This is a genomic window from Streptomyces sp. NPDC006624 (genome assembly GCF_040611555.1).
In the GTDB taxonomy this organism is placed as follows: domain Bacteria; phylum Actinomycetota; class Actinomycetes; order Streptomycetales; family Streptomycetaceae; genus Streptomyces.
The window spans coordinates 58600-76824 of record NZ_JBEXOM010000028.1; the positions used below are offsets into that span (position 1 = coordinate 58600).

At 74.1% G+C, this 18225-nt stretch carries 15 protein-coding genes; 10 read left to right on the top strand and 5 right to left on the bottom strand.

Annotation, left to right across the window (positions count from 1 at the left end):
* Window positions 1-130 precede the first annotated feature (130 nt).
* Window positions 131-1039, top strand: coding sequence for a universal stress protein (locus ABZY20_RS33695; protein ID WP_356446744.1), 909 nt, complete (start codon window positions 131-133; stop codon window positions 1037-1039).
* On the opposite strand, the gene ABZY20_RS33700 is transcribed toward ABZY20_RS33695, so the two are convergent.
* A complete protein-coding gene (locus ABZY20_RS33700; RefSeq protein ID WP_356446746.1) occupies window positions 969-2213 on the bottom strand; it encodes a cation:proton antiporter in 1245 nt (414 codons plus the stop codon). The genes ABZY20_RS33695 and ABZY20_RS33700 overlap by 71 nt on opposite strands.
* Before the next feature lie 3 nt (window positions 2214-2216).
* A complete protein-coding gene (locus tag ABZY20_RS33705) occupies window positions 2217-2696 on the bottom strand; it encodes a cation:proton antiporter regulatory subunit (RefSeq protein WP_356446748.1) in 480 nt (159 codons plus the stop codon).
* Window positions 2697-3060: 364 nt separating this feature from the next.
* On the opposite strand from ABZY20_RS33705, the gene ABZY20_RS33710 reads away from it, so the two are divergent.
* Window positions 3061-3942, top strand: coding sequence for a universal stress protein (locus tag ABZY20_RS33710; protein WP_356446750.1), 882 nt, complete (start codon window positions 3061-3063; stop codon window positions 3940-3942).
* 33 nt (window positions 3943-3975) lie between these two features.
* Here ABZY20_RS33710 and ABZY20_RS33715 read toward each other — a convergent pair whose 3' ends face one another.
* Complete coding sequence (locus ABZY20_RS33715; RefSeq protein WP_356446752.1) at window positions 3976-4635, bottom strand: 1,4-alpha-glucan branching protein; 660 nt, start codon at window positions 4633-4635, stop codon at window positions 3976-3978.
* Between the two features lie 193 nt (window positions 4636-4828).
* Here ABZY20_RS33715 and ABZY20_RS33720 point away from each other — a divergent pair, with 193 nt between their 5' ends.
* Together ABZY20_RS33720 and ABZY20_RS33725 are read left to right on the top strand one after the other, a co-directional pair.
* Complete coding sequence (locus tag ABZY20_RS33720; RefSeq protein WP_356446754.1) at window positions 4829-5083, top strand: EF-hand domain-containing protein; 255 nt, start codon at window positions 4829-4831, stop codon at window positions 5081-5083.
* A 150-nt stretch (window positions 5084-5233) separates the two neighbouring features.
* Entirely contained in the window at window positions 5234-6115 is an 882-nt protein-coding gene (locus ABZY20_RS33725) for an NAD-dependent protein deacetylase (RefSeq protein WP_356446756.1), read from the top strand.
* 191 nt (window positions 6116-6306) lie between these two features.
* Here ABZY20_RS33725 and ABZY20_RS33730 read toward each other — a convergent pair whose 3' ends face one another.
* Window positions 6307-9336, bottom strand: coding sequence for a BTAD domain-containing putative transcriptional regulator (locus ABZY20_RS33730; protein ID WP_356446758.1), 3030 nt, complete (start codon window positions 9334-9336; stop codon window positions 6307-6309).
* A gap of 163 nt (window positions 9337-9499) precedes the next feature.
* Between ABZY20_RS33730 and ABZY20_RS33735 the strand changes: the two genes are divergently transcribed.
* The 3 genes from ABZY20_RS33735 to ABZY20_RS33745 all read left to right on the top strand — a co-directional run bounded on the left by ABZY20_RS33735 (window position 9500) and on the right by ABZY20_RS33745 (window position 13593).
* Window positions 9500-10681 (top strand): tryptophan dimethylallyltransferase family protein, encoded by a 1182-nt coding sequence (locus ABZY20_RS33735; RefSeq protein WP_356446760.1) that lies wholly within the window; start codon window positions 9500-9502, stop codon window positions 10679-10681.
* Complete coding sequence (locus ABZY20_RS33740; RefSeq protein WP_356446761.1) at window positions 10681-12048, top strand: tryptophanase; 1368 nt, start codon at window positions 10681-10683, stop codon at window positions 12046-12048. The genes ABZY20_RS33735 and ABZY20_RS33740 overlap by 1 nt, the downstream gene beginning before the upstream one ends.
* Window positions 12049-12405: 357 nt before the next feature.
* Window positions 12406-13593, top strand: a complete 1188-nt coding sequence (locus ABZY20_RS33745) for a type III polyketide synthase (RefSeq protein ID WP_356446763.1) — start codon at window positions 12406-12408, stop codon at window positions 13591-13593.
* A 30-nt stretch (window positions 13594-13623) separates the two neighbouring features.
* Here ABZY20_RS33745 and ABZY20_RS33750 read toward each other — a convergent pair whose 3' ends face one another.
* Window positions 13624-15786, bottom strand: coding sequence for a SpoIIE family protein phosphatase (locus ABZY20_RS33750; protein WP_356446765.1), 2163 nt, complete (start codon window positions 15784-15786; stop codon window positions 13624-13626).
* 251 nt (window positions 15787-16037) lie between these two features.
* Between ABZY20_RS33750 and ABZY20_RS33755 the strand changes: the two genes are divergently transcribed.
* From ABZY20_RS33755 to ABZY20_RS33765, 3 genes are read left to right on the top strand one after another with little or no spacing between them, the layout of a single operon-like run.
* Window positions 16038-17120: a methyltransferase domain-containing protein gene (locus tag ABZY20_RS33755; RefSeq protein WP_356446767.1), complete on the top strand. Its 1083-nt coding sequence runs from the start codon at window positions 16038-16040 to the stop codon at window positions 17118-17120.
* Between the two features lie 36 nt (window positions 17121-17156).
* Entirely contained in the window at window positions 17157-17528 is a 372-nt protein-coding gene (locus tag ABZY20_RS33760; RefSeq protein ID WP_356446769.1) for a hypothetical protein, read from the top strand.
* A 33-nt stretch (window positions 17529-17561) separates the two neighbouring features.
* Entirely contained in the window at window positions 17562-18185 is a 624-nt protein-coding gene (locus tag ABZY20_RS33765; protein WP_356446771.1) for an SOS response-associated peptidase, read from the top strand.
* Window positions 18186-18225 lie beyond the last annotated feature (40 nt).

An 18225-nucleotide genomic window follows, 5' to 3' on the forward strand; every position in this document is an offset into this window, starting at 1 on the left:
GGTCCGGACCGGACTCCCGTCTCCCACCCGCGGCGGGCCATCGCAGTCGTTGCCCCACACGGCCCACCGCCGGGCCCTGAAGGCCCCATGACGGCCGGGCGCACCGGAGGTGAGGCTGAGCACACCAAGGATGTTCGACGAAGGAGACATGGTGAGCGGACTCGTGGTGGTGGGTGTCGACGGCTCGGCGTCCAGCCTGGTCGCGGTGGAGACGGCGGCGCGCGAGGCGCGGTCGCGCCGGGCGGGACTGCGCGTGGTGCACGCCTGCATGTGGCCGGCGCTGCACGTGCCCATGGGGCCGTCGCCGTTGGGGCCGCCGGAAGGCGGGATCCGTCACATGGTGGACCGTCTCGTGGCCGAGGCGGTGGAGCGGGCGCGGGCGGCGGCGCCGGACGTCGACGTCAGCCAGGCGGTGGTGACGGGTGAGCCGCTGACGGTGCTGGAAGCCCAGTCGCGTACCGCGGAGCTCGTGGTGGTCGGTTCCCGGGGCATGGGCGGGTTCGTGGGGCTGCTGGTCGGCTCCACGGCCGTGCACCTCGCGGCGCACGGCCGGTGCCCGGTGCTGGTGGTGCGCGAGCAGCCGCAGGACGCCGGACCGGTCGTCGTGGGCGTCGACGGCTCCCCCGCGGGGGACAGGGCGGTGGACTTCGCCTTCGCCGAGGCCGCGCTGCGCAAGGCTCCCCTGCTCGCGCTGCACGCGTGGACCACCTGGAACGCGCCGCTGCCCGCGCCGCAGGACCCGTCCGCGCCCTACTCCAACCCGCCCGGCGCGCTGGCCGGGGAGGAGGCCCGGCTGCTGGCCGAGGCGCTGTCCGGCCGTCAGGAGGACTACCCGGACGTGGTGGTGGAGCACCGGATCGTCCACGGCGGGGCGCGGGAGGCGCTGATCGAGGCGAGCGGGTCCGCCCAGCTGATGGTGGTCGGTGCCCGGGGCCGGGGCGGTTTCGCCGGGCTGCTGCTGGGATCGGTCAGCCAGGCCCTGCTGCACCACGCGCACTGCCCGGTGGCGGTGGTGCGGGGAGCGGACCGGTCCCGCTGAGCGGGCCGTGCCGGCCGCCCGGTCCCGCCTTTCTCGGCGGTGCCGGGCGGGTCGGCGCGAACCGGGCGAGGAGCGGTCCGCACACGGCCAGGATCATCACGTAGGTGGTGACCAGGGCCGCGAGGCGGCCCTGCGCGGGGGCGGCCAGGCCGATGATGACGACCGAGAACTCACCGCGGGCGACGAGCGCGGTCCCGGCCCGCAACCGGCCGCGGCGGCCCGCCCCTTCGCGGCGCGCGGCGTACCATCCGGCGGCCACCTTGGTCGCCGCGGTGACGACGGCCAGAGCGGCGGCGGCCGGCAGGGCCGGCAGCAGGTCGCCGGGGTCGACGGACAGTCCGAGGGCCAGGAAGAACACCGCGGCGAACAGGTCGCGCAGCGGGCTCAGCACGGCCCGCACCCGGTCCGCGGCGGCGCCGGTCAGGGCGAGCCCGATCAGGAACGCCCCCACGGCGGCGGAGACATGGACGAGTTCGGCCAGCGCGGCCACGATCAGGGTGATGCCGAGGACCCGGAGCAGCACCTGCTCGGCGTCGGCGTGGGACAGCACCCGCCCGACGTGGTGACCCCAGCGGCTGGACGCGACGATCGCCGCGACGACGACGGCGGTGGCGGCCAGGACCGCGAGCAGCGCCTGCGACCAGGTGCCGCCGGCGGTGACGACCGCCAGCAGGGGCAGGTAGGCGGCCATGGCGAAGTCCTCCAGCACCAGCACCGACAGCACCGCCGGGGTCTCCCGGTTGCCCAGCCGGCGCAGGTCAGCGAGCAGCCGGGCCACGATGCCGGAGGAGGAGACGTAGGTGGCGCCGGCCAGCGCCAGGATCCCGGGCCCGTCCAGGCCGAGCAGCCATCCGGCCACGGCGCCGGGCGCGGCGTTGAGGACGAGATCGACGACGGCGGAGGACCGGTGCCGGCGGAGGCTGGCGGTGAACTCGCCGACGGTGAAGTCCAGTCCGAGGGTCAGCAGCAGCAGGATCACACCGATCGCGGCACCCGTGTCGACGAACTCGCGGGCGGCCGGGACGGGGGCGATGCCGCCGTCCCCCAGGGCCAGTCCCGCCAGCAGGTACAGCGGTACGGGTGACAGGGCGAAGCGCCGGGCGATCTCGCCCAGCACGCTCAGGGCGGCCAGAATGGCGCCGAGTTCCAGCAGCAGGGCGACGGGCGTGTGCATCACTCAGTCCTGGACGATGCGCTGGACCCCGGCGATGCCCTCACGAGTACCGATGACGATCAGGATGTCTCCGGCCCGCAGGGTCTCGGCCGGTCCCGGTGAGGCGATGACGTCCTCCCCGCGCACGACGGCCACGATGGACGCCCCGGTGCGGGTGCGGGCCCGGGTCTCCCCCAGCGCGCGGCCGGCGAACGGGCTGCCGGGCCGGATCTCCACCTGCCCCGCGCTGAGCCCGGGCACCTCGCGGGTCAGGTCGGCGAACCGCTCCGCGATGCGCGGTGCCCCGAGGATCTCGGCCAGGGCATCGGCCTCCTCACGGGTGAGCCGCAGCACCGGACGGGCCTCGTCGGGGTCCTGGCCCGGGTAGACCACCAGCTCGAACTCCCCCGAGCGCTGGGCGATCACTCCGACCCGGTCCCCCTCGTGGTTGACGAACTCGTAGCGCAGTCCCACACCGGGCAGCAGCACCTCATTGACGTCCACGCGTGTCTTCCCGTCGGCCGTGGTTCTTCGGATTCGTGCGGGCCCTCGCCGGTGCCCCGTCCTCTCGTCCGGGTTCTTCGGCACACCTCGCCGGGCACCCGAGCGGGACCGCCCCGGGTTGGTCCGTCCGGGGGAACACCAGTGTCACGACCGCGTGGCGGCCCCGGCAGGGCCGGGCGGCCCGGGTGTGGGCCTGGTAGGCCCCTGTTCGCTTCGGCCGCGAGGGCCGAGGCTCTCAGGTCGAGGGGCCGCGCCGCGGTCTCTCAGGTCGAGGGGCCGCGCCGCGGTCTCTCAGGTCGAGGGGCCGCGCCGCGGCCTCTCAGGTCGAGGGGCCGCGCCGCGGTCTCCGGGAAGGGAGTGCGCAGTGAGTGGTCCGGTGGTCGTGGGAGTGGACGGTTCCTCGTCGAGCGTCGACGCGGTCGACGTGGCGGCGCGGGAGGCGCGGCTGCGCGGGGTGCCGCTGCGGATCGTGCACGCCTTCGGCCGGCCGCCCGGGCAACTGCCGCCGGGGGAGGCACCGTGGGGTGCGAGCGGGAAGGGCCTGGAGCCGATGGTGCGGGGCGAGCTGGCCCGGGCGGAGGAGCGGGCTCACGCCCTCGCGCCGGGCATCGAGATCACGCGCTCGGTGGTGGCCGGCGACGCGGTCGAGGTGCTGGAGGTCGAGTCGCGTTCCGCGTCGCTGGCGGTGGTGGGCAGCCGCGGGCTGACCGGCTTCTCCGGGCTGCTTCTGGGTTCCACGGCGGTGCATCTGGCCGCCCACGGTCACTGCCCGCTGTTGGTGGTGCGGGGCCGTCCGGAGCCGTCCGGGCCGGTGCTGCTCGCCGTGGACGGCTCCCCGGCCGGTGAGGCCGCGGCGGACTTCGCCTTCGCGGAGGCCGCACTGCGCGGGGCACCGCTCGTCGCACTGCACGTGTGGAACACCTGGAGTGAACGGGCCTACGAGGGTCCGGGCGATCCGCTGACCTCCGTCGTCGCGGACGCCGAGCGGCTGAGCGAGGCCGAGCGGCACCTGCTGGACCAGGTGGTGGCCCGTGGCCAGGCGGCCTGGCCGCAGGTCGCCGTCGAGCGGCGCCTGGTGCGCTCCCGCATCCGCGCCACGCTGATCGAGGCCAGCCGCGAGGCGCAGCTGGTGGTCGCCGGTGCCCGGGGGCGCGGCGGCTTCACCGGTCTGCTGCTGGGATCCGTCAGTCAGGCCCTGCTGCACCACGCGCACTGCCCCGTCGCCGTGGTGCGCGGCAAGGAGTGAGCGGCGCCGCCGGGAGCGGTCACCGCCCCTGGCCTACCCCGGGCTTCCGGTGTGCAGCACGGATGCGAACAGCCCTCGGACGCGGCTGCCGTCCGGCGTCCGCCAGCAGCCGGAGACCTGGCCGATCGCTCCGGGCGGGGGGACGGGCGCGCCGTCGGCGGGCGTGAGGACGCGGTGCAGGCGCAGCGTCGTGCCGTGCGGCCCGGTCAGTGCGGTGCCCTCCTGGTCGTCCAGGACGGTGAGGTCGGTGGCGAGGGGGCCCGCGCCGGTGAAGGAGGCGGCGATCTCACGGTCGGGGGTGTCGCTGGTGTTCTGGTCCTGGGCCTCGGCCCGGCCCTCGATCAGTGCCAGCAGCTGGGCGACCATCACCGGGTCGTGGCAGCCGTCGTAGGCCCAGCGGCGCCCCAGCACGCCGTGGTCCATGGTGCCGACGAGGGCGTGCTCCGCGCCGTCGAGCGGGGCCCCGCGGTAGGTCAGGGGCACGAGGTACGCGGCCGGGTCGGGGCCGGAGGCGTCGGTGACCACGATGAACTCGATCCCGACCTCGCCCTGCGGATCGTCCAGCCGGAAGCCGCCCGCCTTCACCGGCCGGGGCTCGCCCGCGTCGCCGCGGTACCACGGACGGGAGGGCAGCCAGGAGGTCAGCAGCTCCAGCTTGGTGGGCTTGAGGTCGGTGCGGTGGATCACGGCCATGACCGGAGGACTCCCTTGTGTCGGGGCGGTACCAGTGATCACACCTTCGCATCCGGGCGGCGCCGCACGAGCGCGTTTTCCGCACCGCGGGGGGATGTCCTGGGCCGCGACGCAACCCGGCCGGCCCCGCCGGCGTCCTTCCCTGCGAGCGGGCACGACCCGCCCGCCTGACCGACACGCCACGGGGACGAGCATGAGTGACAAGGGCCGCAGACTGTTCGAGGCGCTCGATCTCGATCACGACGGACTGCTCACCCGGGAAGAGGTGATCGTCGCCCTGCGGACCAGGGGGCCGTCCCTGGCGGCCTCGGGTGTCCTGCCGCTGTGGGGCGTGCAGGACGCCGACGCCTCGTCGGCCCTGTTCGACTCCGCCGACCAGAACGGGGACGCGGTGCTGACCCCCGAGGAGTTCACCGCGGTGGTGGACCGCCGGTTCGGCTGGAGCTGACGTCGTACGAGGTCAGGTGCGCCCCGGGCTGCACCGGCCCGCACCGTGGAACGGCGGCGCGTCCAGCCCGGCGGATCCTGGCGGCGGTGCGCGGATGTGCTCGCAGGCATCACAGTCCCGCCGCAGGGCGCCGTTCCGTACCCTGACGTCATGCGCATGCGCCCCACCCTGAGCTGGACCCCGGCCGAGGACCTGCCACCGGCCACCACGGATCTGGAGCCGGTCGTCGAGGCGCTGCGCTCGGGCGGGGTGCTGGTGCTCAGTGGGGCGGGCATCTCGACGGAGTCCGGCATCCCCGACTACCGGGGCGAGGGCGGGAGCCTGAGCCGGCACACCCCGATGACCTACCAGGACTTCACCGCCGGCGCCCAGGCCCGGCGCCGGTACTGGGCGCGCAGCCACCTCGGCTGGCGCAGCTTCGGCCGTGCCCGCCCCAACGCCGGGCACCGGGCGGTGGCCGCCTTCGAACGGCACGGCCTGCTCGCGGGTGCCATCACCCAGAACGTGGACGGCCTGCACCAGGCCGCCGGCAGCGAGGACGTGGTGGAACTGCACGGGACCCTGTCCCGGGTCGTCTGCCTGTCCTGCGGCGCCCGCAGCCCGCGGCGGGAACTCGCCCGGAGGCTGGAGGAGGCGAATCCGGGGTTCGAGCCGGTGGCCGCCGGGATCAACCCGGACGGTGACGCCGACCTCACGGACGAACAGGTCGCGGGCTTCCGGGTGGTGCCCTGCGCGGTCTGCGGCGGCATCCTCAAACCGGACGTCGTGTTCTTCGGCGAGAACGTTCCGCCGCAGCGGGTCGAGCGCTGCCGCGAGCTGGTCGGGGCGGCGCGTTCGCTGCTGGTCCTGGGGTCCTCGCTGACGGTGATGTCCGGGCTCCGGTTCGTCCGCCAGGCGGCACAGACCAGGAAGCCGGTCCTGATCGTGAACCGCGACCACACCCGCGGCGACCGGCACGCACTCGCCAGGGTGTCGCTCCCCCTGGGAGCCGCGCTCACCGCCGCAGCCGACCGGCTGGGCCTGAGGCTCTAGGCGACGCCTTCAGCCGCCGGAATCACACGCGCCGCGTCCAGGCCGACGGCGGCTCTCCGCACTCGCGTTCGGCCCACTCCGGCCAGGGCGAGGACCGCGAGCACCCGTTCATGCGCCGATGCACCGATGCGCTGATGCACCGATGCACCGATGCACCGATGCACCGATGCACCGATGCACCGATGCACCGATCATGACAGACAACGGCTGCGTGAGGGGGTCTCCTGTGCCAGGCGCAGAGCGTCCTCGGCGGTGGCGCCCCGGGACCAGGCCGCCGTGTACTGCTGGGCGTCGAGGGACGCCCGTACCCGCGTCACGGTGGCGATGTGGGCCTCGTGGAAGGGGCGCAGGCCGGTCAGGGCCACCCCGGTGTCCTGCCGCATGCGGTGGGCGGCGCCCAGCAGCCACGCCGCCCGGGCGCAGTCGCCGGTGGCCGCCACCGCCCAGGCCAGTGTCTCCAGGCCCCAGACCGGTCCCCAGCTGTCCCCGATCGCCCGTTGCCGCACCAGCGCCTCCCGCAGCGGGGCCAGGGCCCTGTGCGCTTCGCCGTGCCGCAGCTCCACGAGGCCCGCACACCACTGGGCCCAGGTGCGGGCCCACTCGGCGCCGCTCGCCCCGGCCTCGGCGGCGTACGCGTCGCGTGCCGCGGCGGCGGAGTCGCGGGTGCCGAAGAACGCCTCCGCCATCGCCCACAGCATCGTCGCCATGTGGGCGTCGCCGGTCCGGCCCGTCGCGCGGAACCGCTCCCGCGCCTCGGCCAGCAGCGCGCGGCTGGCCGGGTCGCCGCGTACGAGCATGGCGTGCGCCCCCTCGATGTACGTCAGCGGCGCCGCCTCCGGGCCGTCCGGCAGGCGCCGGGCCACGGCACGGCATTCGGCCAGGAACGTCTCAGCCGCGGGGTTGTCGCCCTGGCAGAGCGCGATCCACGCCTTCATCGCGAGCGCGCCGGCGATCGCCGTCAGCGCGTCCGGCGGCTCGGCGGCCACCGCGTCCGCCGCGTCCGCCGCCGGTGCGGGTGTCCCGTCCGGGCCGGTCGCGAGCAGCCGTTCCAGCCAGTGCCGGCCCTCCCCCAGGGTGCTGCTGAAGAACCAGCACCGGGTGCGGGCCAGGTTGACGGCGATCTCCAGTCCGGCGCCGGCCAGGCCGGGCCTGCTCGCGCAGTAGTCGAGGGCGGCGCGGAGGTTGGGCAGTTCGGTGCGCAGCCGGACCAGCCAGTCGACCTCGCGCGGCCCGCACCAGGTACGGCCCGCCTCCACGGCGGTCCGCCGGTAGAACGCGCAGTGCCGTACCCGCAGTCGCGTCGTGCCGCCCTCTTCGCGCAGCCGCTGTGCGCCGTACTGGCGAATGGTCTCCAGCAGGCTGTACCGGGCGCGGGCACCGCCGCTGTTGACCGCCACGATCGACTTGTCGACGAGCCCGGCCAGCAGGTCGAGGACCTCCTCGCGGGCCACGCCCTCACCCGCGCAGACCGTTTCCGCCGCCTCCAGGTCGAAGCCGCCGCAGAACACGGACAGCCGGTTCCACAGCAGCCGTTCGCCCTCGGTGCACAGGTCGTAGCTCCAGTCGACGACGCCGCGGAGGGTGTGGCGGTAGCGGGCGGAGGTGCGCGGCTGCGGCACCGACAGCAGGCGGAACCGGTCGTCGAGGCGTTCGAGGATCTCCTCGGCCGTCATCGCGCTCAGGCGTACCGCGGCGAGTTCGATCGCGAGCGGGATGCCGTCGAGGCGCAGGCACAGCTGGGCGACCGCCTCGCGGTTGCGGGCGGTGAGCCGGAAAGCGGGGGCGGATCCGGCGGCGCGGTCCACGAGGAGCCTCACGGCTTCGTACCGCAGCAGCGGGTCGTCGGCCTCTGCTGCGACGACCGCACCCGCCACTGCCTGGCCCGCCCCTGGTTCCCCGGCCCCCGCCTCCGGGGGCGGCGAGGTGCCGCCCGTCCGGGCGCCGGTGGCGGGCAGGGTGAGGGACGGCACCGTCAGCACGTGTTCGCCGGGCACTCCCAGGCGCTGCCGGCTCGTGGCCAGGACGCGCAGTCCGGGTGCCGCGCGCGCCAGCCTCAGCACGAGCGCGGCCACGTGGTCCACCAGGTGCTCGCAGTTGTCCAGGACGAGCAGCAGGCGGCGGTCCCGCAGATGACCGACGAGGGCGTCCGCGGCGGGCCGCGCGGACTGGTCGCGCAGGCCGAGCGCCTCCGCCACGGCCCGGTCGAGGAGGTCCGCGTCGCTCAGCGGGGCGAGGTCGGCGAGCCGGACCCCGTCGGCGAACAGGGGGGCGGCCTCGGCGGCGGCCCGCAGGGCGAGCCGGGTCTTGCCGACCCCGCCCACTCCGGTGAGGGTGACGAGCCGGGCGGTCCCCAGCAGGTTCCGCACCCGCGCCAGTTGCGCCTCGCGGCCGACGAACGTGGTCATCTCCACGGGCAGTTCGCCGTCCCGCGACGGCGAAGCCGTCCGTACGTCCCGTACTTCGGTCAGCTCCGGGGCGGCTGCCAGCAGCCGCTGGTGGACCTGCCTCAGCCCGGCCCCGGGAGCCACACCCAGCTCGTCGGCGAGCAGCGCCGTCACCTCGCGGTAGCTCTCCAGCGCCTCGCCCTGCCGTCCGCAGTGCGCGAGTGCCAGCATCCGCTGGGCCCAGAAGTGCTCGCGCAGCGGGAACTCCGCGATGAGGCCGCGGAGTTCCGGCAGGACGTCGGCGGCGCGGCCGAGGGCGAGGTCCGCGTCGATCCGCGACTCGAGCGCGTCGAGACGCTGTTCGTTCAGGGTCGCCACGACGCCCTGGAGGAGGTGTGCGGGCAGGTCGGACAGGGGGTCACCGCGCCACAGCCGCAGGGCGTCGCGCAGCAGCGGTGCCGCGCGGGCCGCCGAGCCCTCCGCGAGAGCCGTGCGGCCCTGGCGGACCAGGGCGGTGAAACGGTGCAGGTCCAGCGCGTCCGGCGCGGTCTCGATCAGATAGCCGTGGGGGCGGGTGAGCACGGGCGCACCGCCCGGCGGGCTGCCGAGGGCGCGGCGCAGGCGCAGGACGTAGTTCTGCAGCGTGTTGCGTGCGCGGCCGGGCGGGTCCTCCCCCCACAGCCGGTGCACCAGCGTCTCCACGGTGACCACCTGGTTGGCCTCGGCGAGCAGAGCCGCCAGCAGCAGCCGGACCTTGGCCGCGTCGATGCGCACGGGCCGCCCGTCGCGCAGGACTTCGAGAGGGCCAAGGACTCTGAACTCGTACCGCGTACTCACCGCTCCCCCGGTCATCCGCCCGCGGGCAGCCGACCCGCAGCGACGTCAAGTGACCACCCTGACACGCATTGTAGCCGCGGCGTGACCGGGAGGTGACCGGGGCGAGGGGCGGGGTGGGGACCGTGGGCCCAGCGTTCACGGCACACAGTCCTGGAGTCCGCACATGGCTTTGAGCAACCCTCGGCTTCCGCACTCCGCCGCCGGGAAGACGGCACCGGCGGAGGCACCCGCCGCCGTGACCCTGGGCGAGCATCTGCGGGATCAGCTGCGCCGCCTGTGCGGCGCGGCGGGGTTCGCGGACTCGGGCCGGGGCTCCGGCCGGCCTCTGTTCGACCTGCTCGACCTGCTCGGCGCCGCGGTGGGCCGCCCCTTGCGGGCCGGACCGCCCTCACCCTCGTTCGTCTGCGACGACCACTCCCCGGCGGAATTCTCCCTCGCCTTCACGGCCGGAGGCCCGGTGGCCGTACGTCTCCTGGTCGAACCCGGCTGCGCGGCGGGCACGCTGGAGGAGAACGGCCGCCTGGGGCGGCGGGCCCTGGAGGAGCTGGCGGCGCGCAGGGGCTTCTCGACGCAACCGGTGGACCGGGTGGCGGACTTGTTCTTCCCGCCCGTGATGCGCGGCTCTTTCGCGCTGTGGTGCGCGATGGACCTGCGCCACGACCTGCCTCCGGGGGTCAAGGTGTACGTCGACCCGCGGGCGCGGGGGCGGGAGCGGTCCGCCGAGGTCGTGGAGGAGGCGCTGCGCCGCTGCGGGTTCGGCGGGGCATGGCCGGCGCTCCGGGACCGGGCCATGCCCCGTGGCCCGGACCGGGACGAGATCCTCTTCTTCGCCCTGGACCTGGGCGGCTGGGACACGCCGCGGGTGAAGGTCTACGTCGCTCACCACGACTTCTCGGCCGCGGAGATGGACGAGGTGTCGCACCTGCTGCCCGGAGAGCCCGCGGGGCGGGCGGGCGAGTTCTGCCGCGCGGTGGGAGGCGGTCCCGGGCGCTTCGGCCACCGTCCGCTGGTGTCCTGCCTGTCCTACACCGAGCGGGACCGGGAGCACCCGAGCGCCCACACCGTGCACGTACCGGTCCGCGACTACGCGCGGGACGACGGGGTCGCCCGGGACCGCGCGGTGGCCGTGCTGCGGCGCCACGGCATGGACCCGGGCGTCATCGGCCCCGCGTGGGACGCGATGACGTCCCGTCACCCCCGTGACGGCGTGGGGCTGATCGGGTACGTGTCGCTCGTGCGGAGCATGTGGCAGCCGCCGCGGGTGAACGTCTACTTCTCGCCGGAGGCCTACGCGGTGCGCCCCGCGCGCACGGCGGAGCGCGCGGGGGAAGGGCGGGCGAGGTGATGGAGCCCTACAGGATCAAGGTCGTCGAGCCCCTTCCGGTGACGACGCGGGCGCAGCGCGAGCGGGCCCTGCGGCGGGTGCACTACAACCTGTTCGGGCTGCGCGCCGACGAGGTGACGATCGACCTGCTCACGGACTCGGGCACGGGTGCCCTGTCGGCGGCGCAGTGGGCCGCGGGCATGGCCGGTGACGAGTCGTACGCCGGATCGCGGTCCTTCCACCACTTCCAGGACGTGGTGCGCGACCTGACCTCCTATCCCTGCGTCCTGCCCGTCCACCAGGGCCGGGCGGCGGAACGCATCCTGTTCTCGACGCTGCTCAGCCCGGGGCGGATCACGCTCAGCAACACGCACTTCGACACCACCCGCGCCAACGTGGAACTGAACGGCTGCCAGGCGGTGGACCTGCCCTGCCCGGAGGCGAGGGACCTGGACAGCGACGAGCCGTTCAAGGGCAACATCGACCTGGACCGGCTGGCGGAGGCCTTGCGGGGTCCCGACGCCTCCAGGGTCGCCCTGGTCGTCATGACGCTGACCAGCAACGGCGAAGCGGGCCAGCCGGTCTCGATGGACAACCTCACCCGGGCCGCCGCCCTGTGCCGCGCCCACGGGGTTCCGCTCTTCCTCGACGCCGCCCGCTTCGCCGAGAACGCCTGGCTGGTCACCCGACGCGAGCCCGGCTACCGGCACATGAGCCCGCGGCAGGTCGCCGAGCAGGCGTTCCGGCTGGCCGACGGCTGCATGATGAGCGCGAAGAAGGACGGCATCGTCCACATCGGCGGCTTCCTCGGTCTGCGCGACCGTTCCCTCGCCGAGCGGTGCGAGCCGCTGCTCATCGCCACGGAGGGCTTCCCCACCTACGGCGGTCTGGCCGGCCGGGACCTGGACATGATCGCGCAAGGGCTGACCGAGGTCACCGATCCCCGCTACCTCCAGGCCCGTGCCGACGCCGCGCAGCACCTCGCCCGGCTGACCCGGGCCGCCGGAATCGACATCGTCGAACCGCCGGGGCTGCACGCGCTGTACCTCAACGCGGGCCGTCTGCTGCCGCACATCGCCCCGCACCGCTTCCCCGGCCACGCGCTCGCCTGCCACCTCTACCTCGAGGGCGGCATCCGCTCGGTGGAACTGGGTTCCCTCTACCTCGGCAGCGAGGACGACAACGGCGCCCCCGTCACCGCGGCGCCCTACGAACTGGTCCGGCTCGCGCTTCCCCGCAGGACGTACGGCCTCAGCCACCTCGACTACGTCGGCGAGGTGCTCACCGCCGTGGCCAAGGACAAGGAGCGGATCCCGGGCTACCGCCTGATCGAACAGCCACCGCTCCTGCGCCACTTCCGCTGCAAGCTGGAACCCGTCCCGGAGTAAGGAAGGCGGCGCTGCGCGGCGGCGAGCGGTCGCAGGGCCGACGGTCCGGCTGACAGGCCGGGAGACGGACTGACTGACGGCAGGTCAAGGGACACCTGCGGAAGCGATCTGAGGGCGGGCCCGATTCAGGGGTGTGTGCGGCGTCACGCACCCCAAAATCTGCCTAAGTTGTCTACATCACAGCGGAAATGTCCCATTAGCGTCCATGCTCGGTACGGAAACGGGCTCCCGAAGTGGAGCCAGCCGTCATCCCCTTGGGCACGAGACTTCCGCGTGACCCACGACACAGCACGCCTGCCCTTCCCTCTCCTTTCCTGCTCTTCTCTCCGTTCCGCTTCCCCTGGAAGGTGCCCCACCATGGCCGCTTACCTCTGCCCCCCTGCCGTCATACACGGCGAGCACAGCGTGAAGACCAGCCAGATCGTGACGGAGGTGCGCGACCGGCATCCGGATGCGGCGTGGGCGCCGCGGATCGACGCCATAGCGGCCAGTACCGGCATAGAGGCCCGCGGGTGGATGCTGCCGCTGGAGACCGCCGTCGCCCCGGGCAGCGGCAACGGCCTGCGCGCCCTCGGCGTCGAGCCGGCCCAAAAGGCCCTGGCCCGCGACGGGTTCACCCCGCAGGAGGTGGACCGCGTGATCGCCGCCCTGGAGACCGTGCCGGCGCGGCAGACCGTGCAGGAGCGCACCGCTCCGGCCTGGGAGGCCGTGCAGTCCTACGGGGAGCGCGCGGCGCGCGGGGCCCTGCAGACGGCCGGGCTCGACACCTCCGACGTCGACTGCCTGATCACCAGTCACTCGACCACTCCGGCGCTGCCCGGACTGGACATCTCCCTCGCCAACAGGCTGTCGCTGCGCAGCGACACGATGCTGCTGCCCGCCACGCAGTGGGCCTGCATCGCGGGGACGCGCTCCCTGGCCCTGGCGGCGGACCTCGTGGCCGCGGACCCCGACCGGGTGGTCCTGGTCGTCATATCGGAGGCGCTGAGCACGACCTACCAGCCCGCGGACGACACGCTCGAGTCGCTGATCGTCCGGTTGCTGTTCGCCGACACCGCCGTCGCCGCCGTGGTCACGGGCCGCCCGCGGCCCGAGTCGGTGCTGCGGCTGGACGCCGCCTGGCACCACACCCTGCCCGGGACCCAGGACCTGCACCGCCTGGAGACCCGGGAGGACGGGACCCACTTCGTGATGGACCGGCGCGGACCGCGCGCCGTCCAGGAGACGGTCACGGCGATGTGGGACTGGCTGCGCGCCCGGTACCAGGACGAGCCCGAGGCCTGGCACCCCGACGTCCTGCTCGCGCACCCCGGCGGGACGCGGGTGCTGGAGTACATGGAGCAGACGATGCCCGACGCGTGGCCGTCGGGACTGCTGGACCACAGCCGGGAGAGCTACACCAGCGGCAACCGCGGAGGCGCCGCCGTGTTCGACATCATGCGGCGGGCGTACGACGCCGGGCGGCAGAAGGCCGGCGACCGCGCCGTGCTGTACGCCGCGGCACCGGGCCTGACCGCCACCGCCCTGGAAGGGCAGTGGCTGTAGAGGGGGGCGCCTTCCCGAGGAGGGCCGGGGTCACCGCGTGACCTCGGCCCAGACCACCTTCCCGGTGTCCGTCCACCGCACGCCCCACCGGGAGGTGAGCCGGTGCACGATGCTCAGGCCGCGGCCGCCGTCGTCGAGCAGGCCGGCCCGCTTCAGGCGCGGCCTGCCGTTGCCGGCGTCGCCCACCTCGCACAGCACGCCGGCCCCGGACCGGATCAGCCGTACCGTGATGGGACCGGCGGCGTGGCGCACCGCGTTCGTGACCAGTTCGCTGACGAGCAGCAGCACGTTGTCCCGGGTGTCGTTCCGGGTGCGCCACCGCCCCAGCAGCGCGGAGACGTGCGCGCGGGCGCGGGCGGGGGCGTCGGTGCGGGCGGGCAGCCGCCAGGTCGCCGTGTCCTCCTTGCGGTAGCCGATCATGCGTGCGAGCAGCAGGGTGACGTCGTCGCGCTGGCACGCGGGTGCCACCGTGGCGACGACGTGCCGTGCGGCCTGCTGCAGGCCGTCCCAGGGGTGCACCGTGGACACGGCGTCCGCCACCCTGTCGATGCCCTCGTCGATCGACAGGGCCGGGTCCTCCACCAGGCCGTCGGTGTAGAGGGCGAGCAGGGAGCCCGGCGGTGTGCTGAAGGTGTACACGTCGAACGGCTCGCGGAGCGCGAACTCGGCTCCCAGACCGGGGTGGGGCCGGACCGCGAGCGGACCCGCGCTCCCGTCCGGGGTGACCAGGACCGGGGGCAGATGACCGGCGCTGGACAGCGCCACCTGGTGGCTGACCGGGTCGTACAGGGCGATGCAGCAGGTCGATCCGAGGGCGCTGTACCCGGCCGTCAGCCCGGACTCCGCGTCGTCCAGCAGCGACACGGTCTCGTCCAGGTGCTCCAGCACCTCGTCGGGTGCGAGGCCGGCGGACAGCAGTGCGCGGGCCTCCATGCTCAGCTGGCCCATGGTCGCCGCGGCCCCCAGGCCGTGCCCGACGACGTCCCCGACCACCAGCGCGGTACGGCCGTCCGGCAGCGGGAAGCTGTTCACCCAGTCGCCGCCGACGCCCGCGCTGTCGGGGGTGGCGGGCTGGTAGACGCTGGCGATCTCGACGGTGTCGCCGCCGCTGCGGGGCAGGAGCCGGCGCTGCAGCGCGAGCACCTGAGTGTGCTCGCGCTGGTGCTGACGCGCCAGGTCGACGTGGTGGGCGGTCCTGGCCACCAGTTCCTGCAGGTCGAACAGCTCGCTGTCGCGGAAAGGCCGGTCCGACCGGCGCCAGACCTCCGCCACGCCCAGGACGACGGGCGGCGAGCCGTCCAGGACCAGGGGGATGCACGCCACCCCCGCCGCCCGCTCACTGGGCACCAGGGCGCGCACGACGCGTGGACTGCCGAGCACCCGTTCCACCGTCTCGCGGTCGGGTATGACGATGGTCTGCGGGGCGTCGTCGCGCAGGATGGCCTGTGCCAGCAGGCGGCTGGCGTCACCGGGCAGGTCGTCGCCCGGGGTCACGTAGCCCTCCGGCCACGCCCGGTCGGGCACCAGCGCCGCCCTGCGCAGCCGGATGCGCCGCTGGGTCTGCCCGGTGACGCCCTCGCCCGTCCACACGGCGAAGTCGAGGTCGACGGCGGCCACGTCACCCCAGGCCAGCAGGGACTCCGCCAGCGACTGCGCGGTCTCGCCGATGTCCAGGGAGGTGCCGATCGCGGTCTCGGCGGCGTACAGGTGCAGTCGCCTGGCCATCGCGATCACGGAGACGGTCAGGCCCTCCTCGGGCGCCGCGGCGGGCAGGATGCTCATCGAGACGACCAGCTCGGAGCCGTCGCTGCGCCGCAGCCGCTGGATCCGGGCGACGTGCGCCTCACCGGTCTCCAGGACCTGCCGCAACCGCCGGGTGACCGTCGGTACGTCCCCGGGGGGCAGCAGGTCGACGATCGGCTTCCCGGCCTCGACGTGCAGACCCTCGAAGACGGGGGCGTCCAGGTTGCAGCGGGTGATGATCAGGTCCTTGTCCAGGTTGACCGCTCCGAGGATCTGCTCCTGACGGCCGGCTTCCGGGCTGTCCACCACCCGCCGGGGCGCGGGACGGTCCTCGCGCGCGTCGGCGGAACCGGTGGGCGCTGCCGCTCCGGCGCGCGGGATGTAGCGCCCCAGGGCACGGCTGACCAGGTCGAACGCTGAAGAGGACGAGGGCGAGGGTGTGGAGTCCATGCGGCTCTCTCAGCAGTCCCCGACGCGGCGCCGGGGCGGTACTCGGACTCGTGCGACGGGGCCCCGAGATCCCTGAGCGCACACCTCATTGAATAACACGCGGGGCCGCTTCGCCCACACCGTGCACCTGGCCCGAGGAGCCCGCCGAGCGGATCACATGCCGCGGGAACCCGCGGTGAGAACCTGCCGTATCGTGACGAACAACACCATTTTGCACCATGCGCGCGACCGCTCCGGCGGAAGGGGCGATCATGGCAGCTCATGACACGGACCGTGCTCCCGTGGACCGGGCCCGGCAGGAGGCGTTCGCGGGTGAGGTCGCCGACGTCCTGAACAAGGGCGTCCTCGCGCTGCTGGTCAGTGTGGGGCACCAGTGCGGCCTGTTCGACACGCTGGCCTCGCTTCCGCCGTCGACCAGCGCGGAGATCGCCGAGGCGGCCGGCCTCGACGAGCGGTACGTCCGCGAGTGGCTCGGCGGCATGGTCGTGGGCGGGTTCGTGGAGTACGAGCCGGAGGGACGGCGCTACCGCCTGCCGCCCGAGCACGCCGCCTCGCTGACGACCGCGGCCGGCCCGGACTGCCTGGCCGGGCTGATGCCGTACATCGCGCTCATGGGCGAGGTCGAGCAGCGGGTTGTGGACTGCTTCCGCACGGGAGGGGGCGTGCCCTATTCGGCCTATCCGCGCTTCCAGGCCCTGCAGGCCGAGGAGACCGCCCGGGTCTACGACCGGGCGCTGGTCGACACGATCGTGCCGCTGGTGCCGGGACTCACCGAGCGGCTGCGGGACGGGATCGACGTCCTGGACGTGGGCACGGGGCAGGGACACGCGCCCCTGGTGCTGGCGCGCGCCTTCCCCGCGAGCCGTTTCCACGGCCTGGACCAGTCGCACGCCGGGATCGAGGCGGCACGCGCGCAGGCGGCCCGCTCCGGGCTGGGCAACCTCCGCTACACGCTCGGGGACTCCGCGCGGATCACCGGGGAGTACGACCTCGTCACCGCGTTCGACGTCATCCACGACCTGGCGCGTCCCGCCGAGACGCTCGCGGCGATCGCACATGCCCTGCGGGACGACGGCACGTTCCTCATGGGCGACATCGCCGCCTCCAGCAGCCTGGAGAAGAACATCGGCCACCCCTTCGGACCGGCGCTCTACGGCTTCTCCGTCTTCTACTGCATGACGACGTCGCTCAGCACGGGCGGCGCCGGACTCGGCACCGTGTGGGGCGAGGAGACGGCGGTACGGATGCTCCGGGAAGCCGGTTTCGCGCACGTCCGTGCGGAGTCCGTGGAGGGTGACCCGCTCAACGTCTACTACGTCGCCCGCACCAGCTGAGTGGCGCCGCCGGGGACGTCGGCGGACCCTGTGGGCATGGAGTACGTTCTCGCCTACATCGCCGCGGGCCTGGTCGGGCTGTGGGGGGTGTCGCACGCGGTCCCGACCCGGTCCGTCGTCGCCGGATTCGGGGAGATCTCCACGGACAACCGCCGGGTGCTGGTCCAGGAGTGGCTGGCCGAGGCGGTGACCATGTGGTCGTTCGCCGTGCTGATCATCGTGGTGACCGCGGTCGGCGGCGGGACGGCGACCGTCGACTGGGTCTACCGGGTCGTCGCGGGAGCGCTGCTCGTCCTCGCGGTGCTGACGGCTCTGACCGGCGCGCGCACGGGCGTCATCTGGTTCAAGATCTGCCCGGTGCTGCTCGGCTCCTCGGCGGCGTTGCTGCTGGCTGCCGGCCTGCTCTGAGCCGGGTCGCGGCCGCCGTGGCACAGTGGCCTCATGTGCGGCCGCTATGTCTCCACCCGGAGTCCGCAGGACCTGACCCGGCTCTTCCACGTCACGCAGTGGCATCCCGACGAGACGCTGGCACCCAACTGGAACGTGGCCCCCACGGACGACGTCTACGCCGTGCTCGAGCGCGCCCCGCGCGGCGGCACCGGGGCGCCGGTGCGCAGGGAGCTGCGAGCGCTGCGCTGGGGGCTGGTGCCGGGCTGGGCGAAGGACCCGAGGATCGGCTCGCGAATGATCAACGCCCGGGTCGAGACCGTGCACGAGAAGCCCGCCTTCCGCCGCGCCTTCGCCAGGCACCGCTGCCTGCTGCCGGCCGACGGCTTCTACGAGTGGCAGCCGCTCGAGGACGACAGGACCGGCAAGGCCCGGAAGCAGCCCTACTTCATCCATGCGGCGGACGGACAGGTGATGGCCCTCGCCGGCCTGTACGCGTACTGGCGCGACCCGCAGGTCGCGGACGACGACGACCCGGCCGCCTGGCTGACGACCTGCACCGTCCTCACCACGGAGGCCACCGACGCCGCCGGGCGCATCCACCCCCGGATGCCGCTGGCCCTCGTTATGTTCTTCGCGGTCCTGCAAGAGGGCCGCTGGCCTCCGGGCCCGGCATGACTGTTGCCCCCTGTCGATGGGATGACCTGGGGGGTGGTGT

What these genes read in the sequence shown, in the direction of transcription:
- ABZY20_RS33760 (WP_356446769.1), top strand. Translation starts at nt 17,157, where the DNA reads ATGGAGTACGTTCTCGCCTACATCGCCGCGGGCCTGGTCGGGCTGTGG.
- ABZY20_RS33750 (WP_356446765.1), bottom strand. Translation starts at nt 15,786, where the DNA reads ATGGACTCCACACCCTCGCCCTCGTCCTCTTCAGCGTTCGACCTGGTC.
- ABZY20_RS33720 (WP_356446754.1), top strand. Translation starts at nt 4,829, where the DNA reads ATGAGTGACAAGGGCCGCAGACTGTTCGAGGCGCTCGATCTCGATCAC.
- ABZY20_RS33765 (WP_356446771.1), top strand. Translation starts at nt 17,562, where the DNA reads ATGTGCGGCCGCTATGTCTCCACCCGGAGTCCGCAGGACCTGACCCGG.
- ABZY20_RS33740 (WP_356446761.1), top strand. Translation starts at nt 10,681, where the DNA reads ATGGAGCCCTACAGGATCAAGGTCGTCGAGCCCCTTCCGGTGACGACG.
- ABZY20_RS33745 (WP_356446763.1), top strand. Translation starts at nt 12,406, where the DNA reads ATGGCCGCTTACCTCTGCCCCCCTGCCGTCATACACGGCGAGCACAGC.
- ABZY20_RS33755 (WP_356446767.1), top strand. Translation starts at nt 16,038, where the DNA reads ATGGCAGCTCATGACACGGACCGTGCTCCCGTGGACCGGGCCCGGCAG.
- ABZY20_RS33695 (WP_356446744.1), top strand. Translation starts at nt 131, where the DNA reads ATGTTCGACGAAGGAGACATGGTGAGCGGACTCGTGGTGGTGGGTGTC.
- ABZY20_RS33725 (WP_356446756.1), top strand. Translation starts at nt 5,234, where the DNA reads ATGCGCATGCGCCCCACCCTGAGCTGGACCCCGGCCGAGGACCTGCCA.
- ABZY20_RS33715 (WP_356446752.1), bottom strand. Translation starts at nt 4,635, where the DNA reads ATGGCCGTGATCCACCGCACCGACCTCAAGCCCACCAAGCTGGAGCTG.
- ABZY20_RS33735 (WP_356446760.1), top strand. Translation starts at nt 9,500, where the DNA reads ATGGCTTTGAGCAACCCTCGGCTTCCGCACTCCGCCGCCGGGAAGACG.
- ABZY20_RS33700 (WP_356446746.1), bottom strand. Translation starts at nt 2,213, where the DNA reads ATGCACACGCCCGTCGCCCTGCTGCTGGAACTCGGCGCCATTCTGGCC.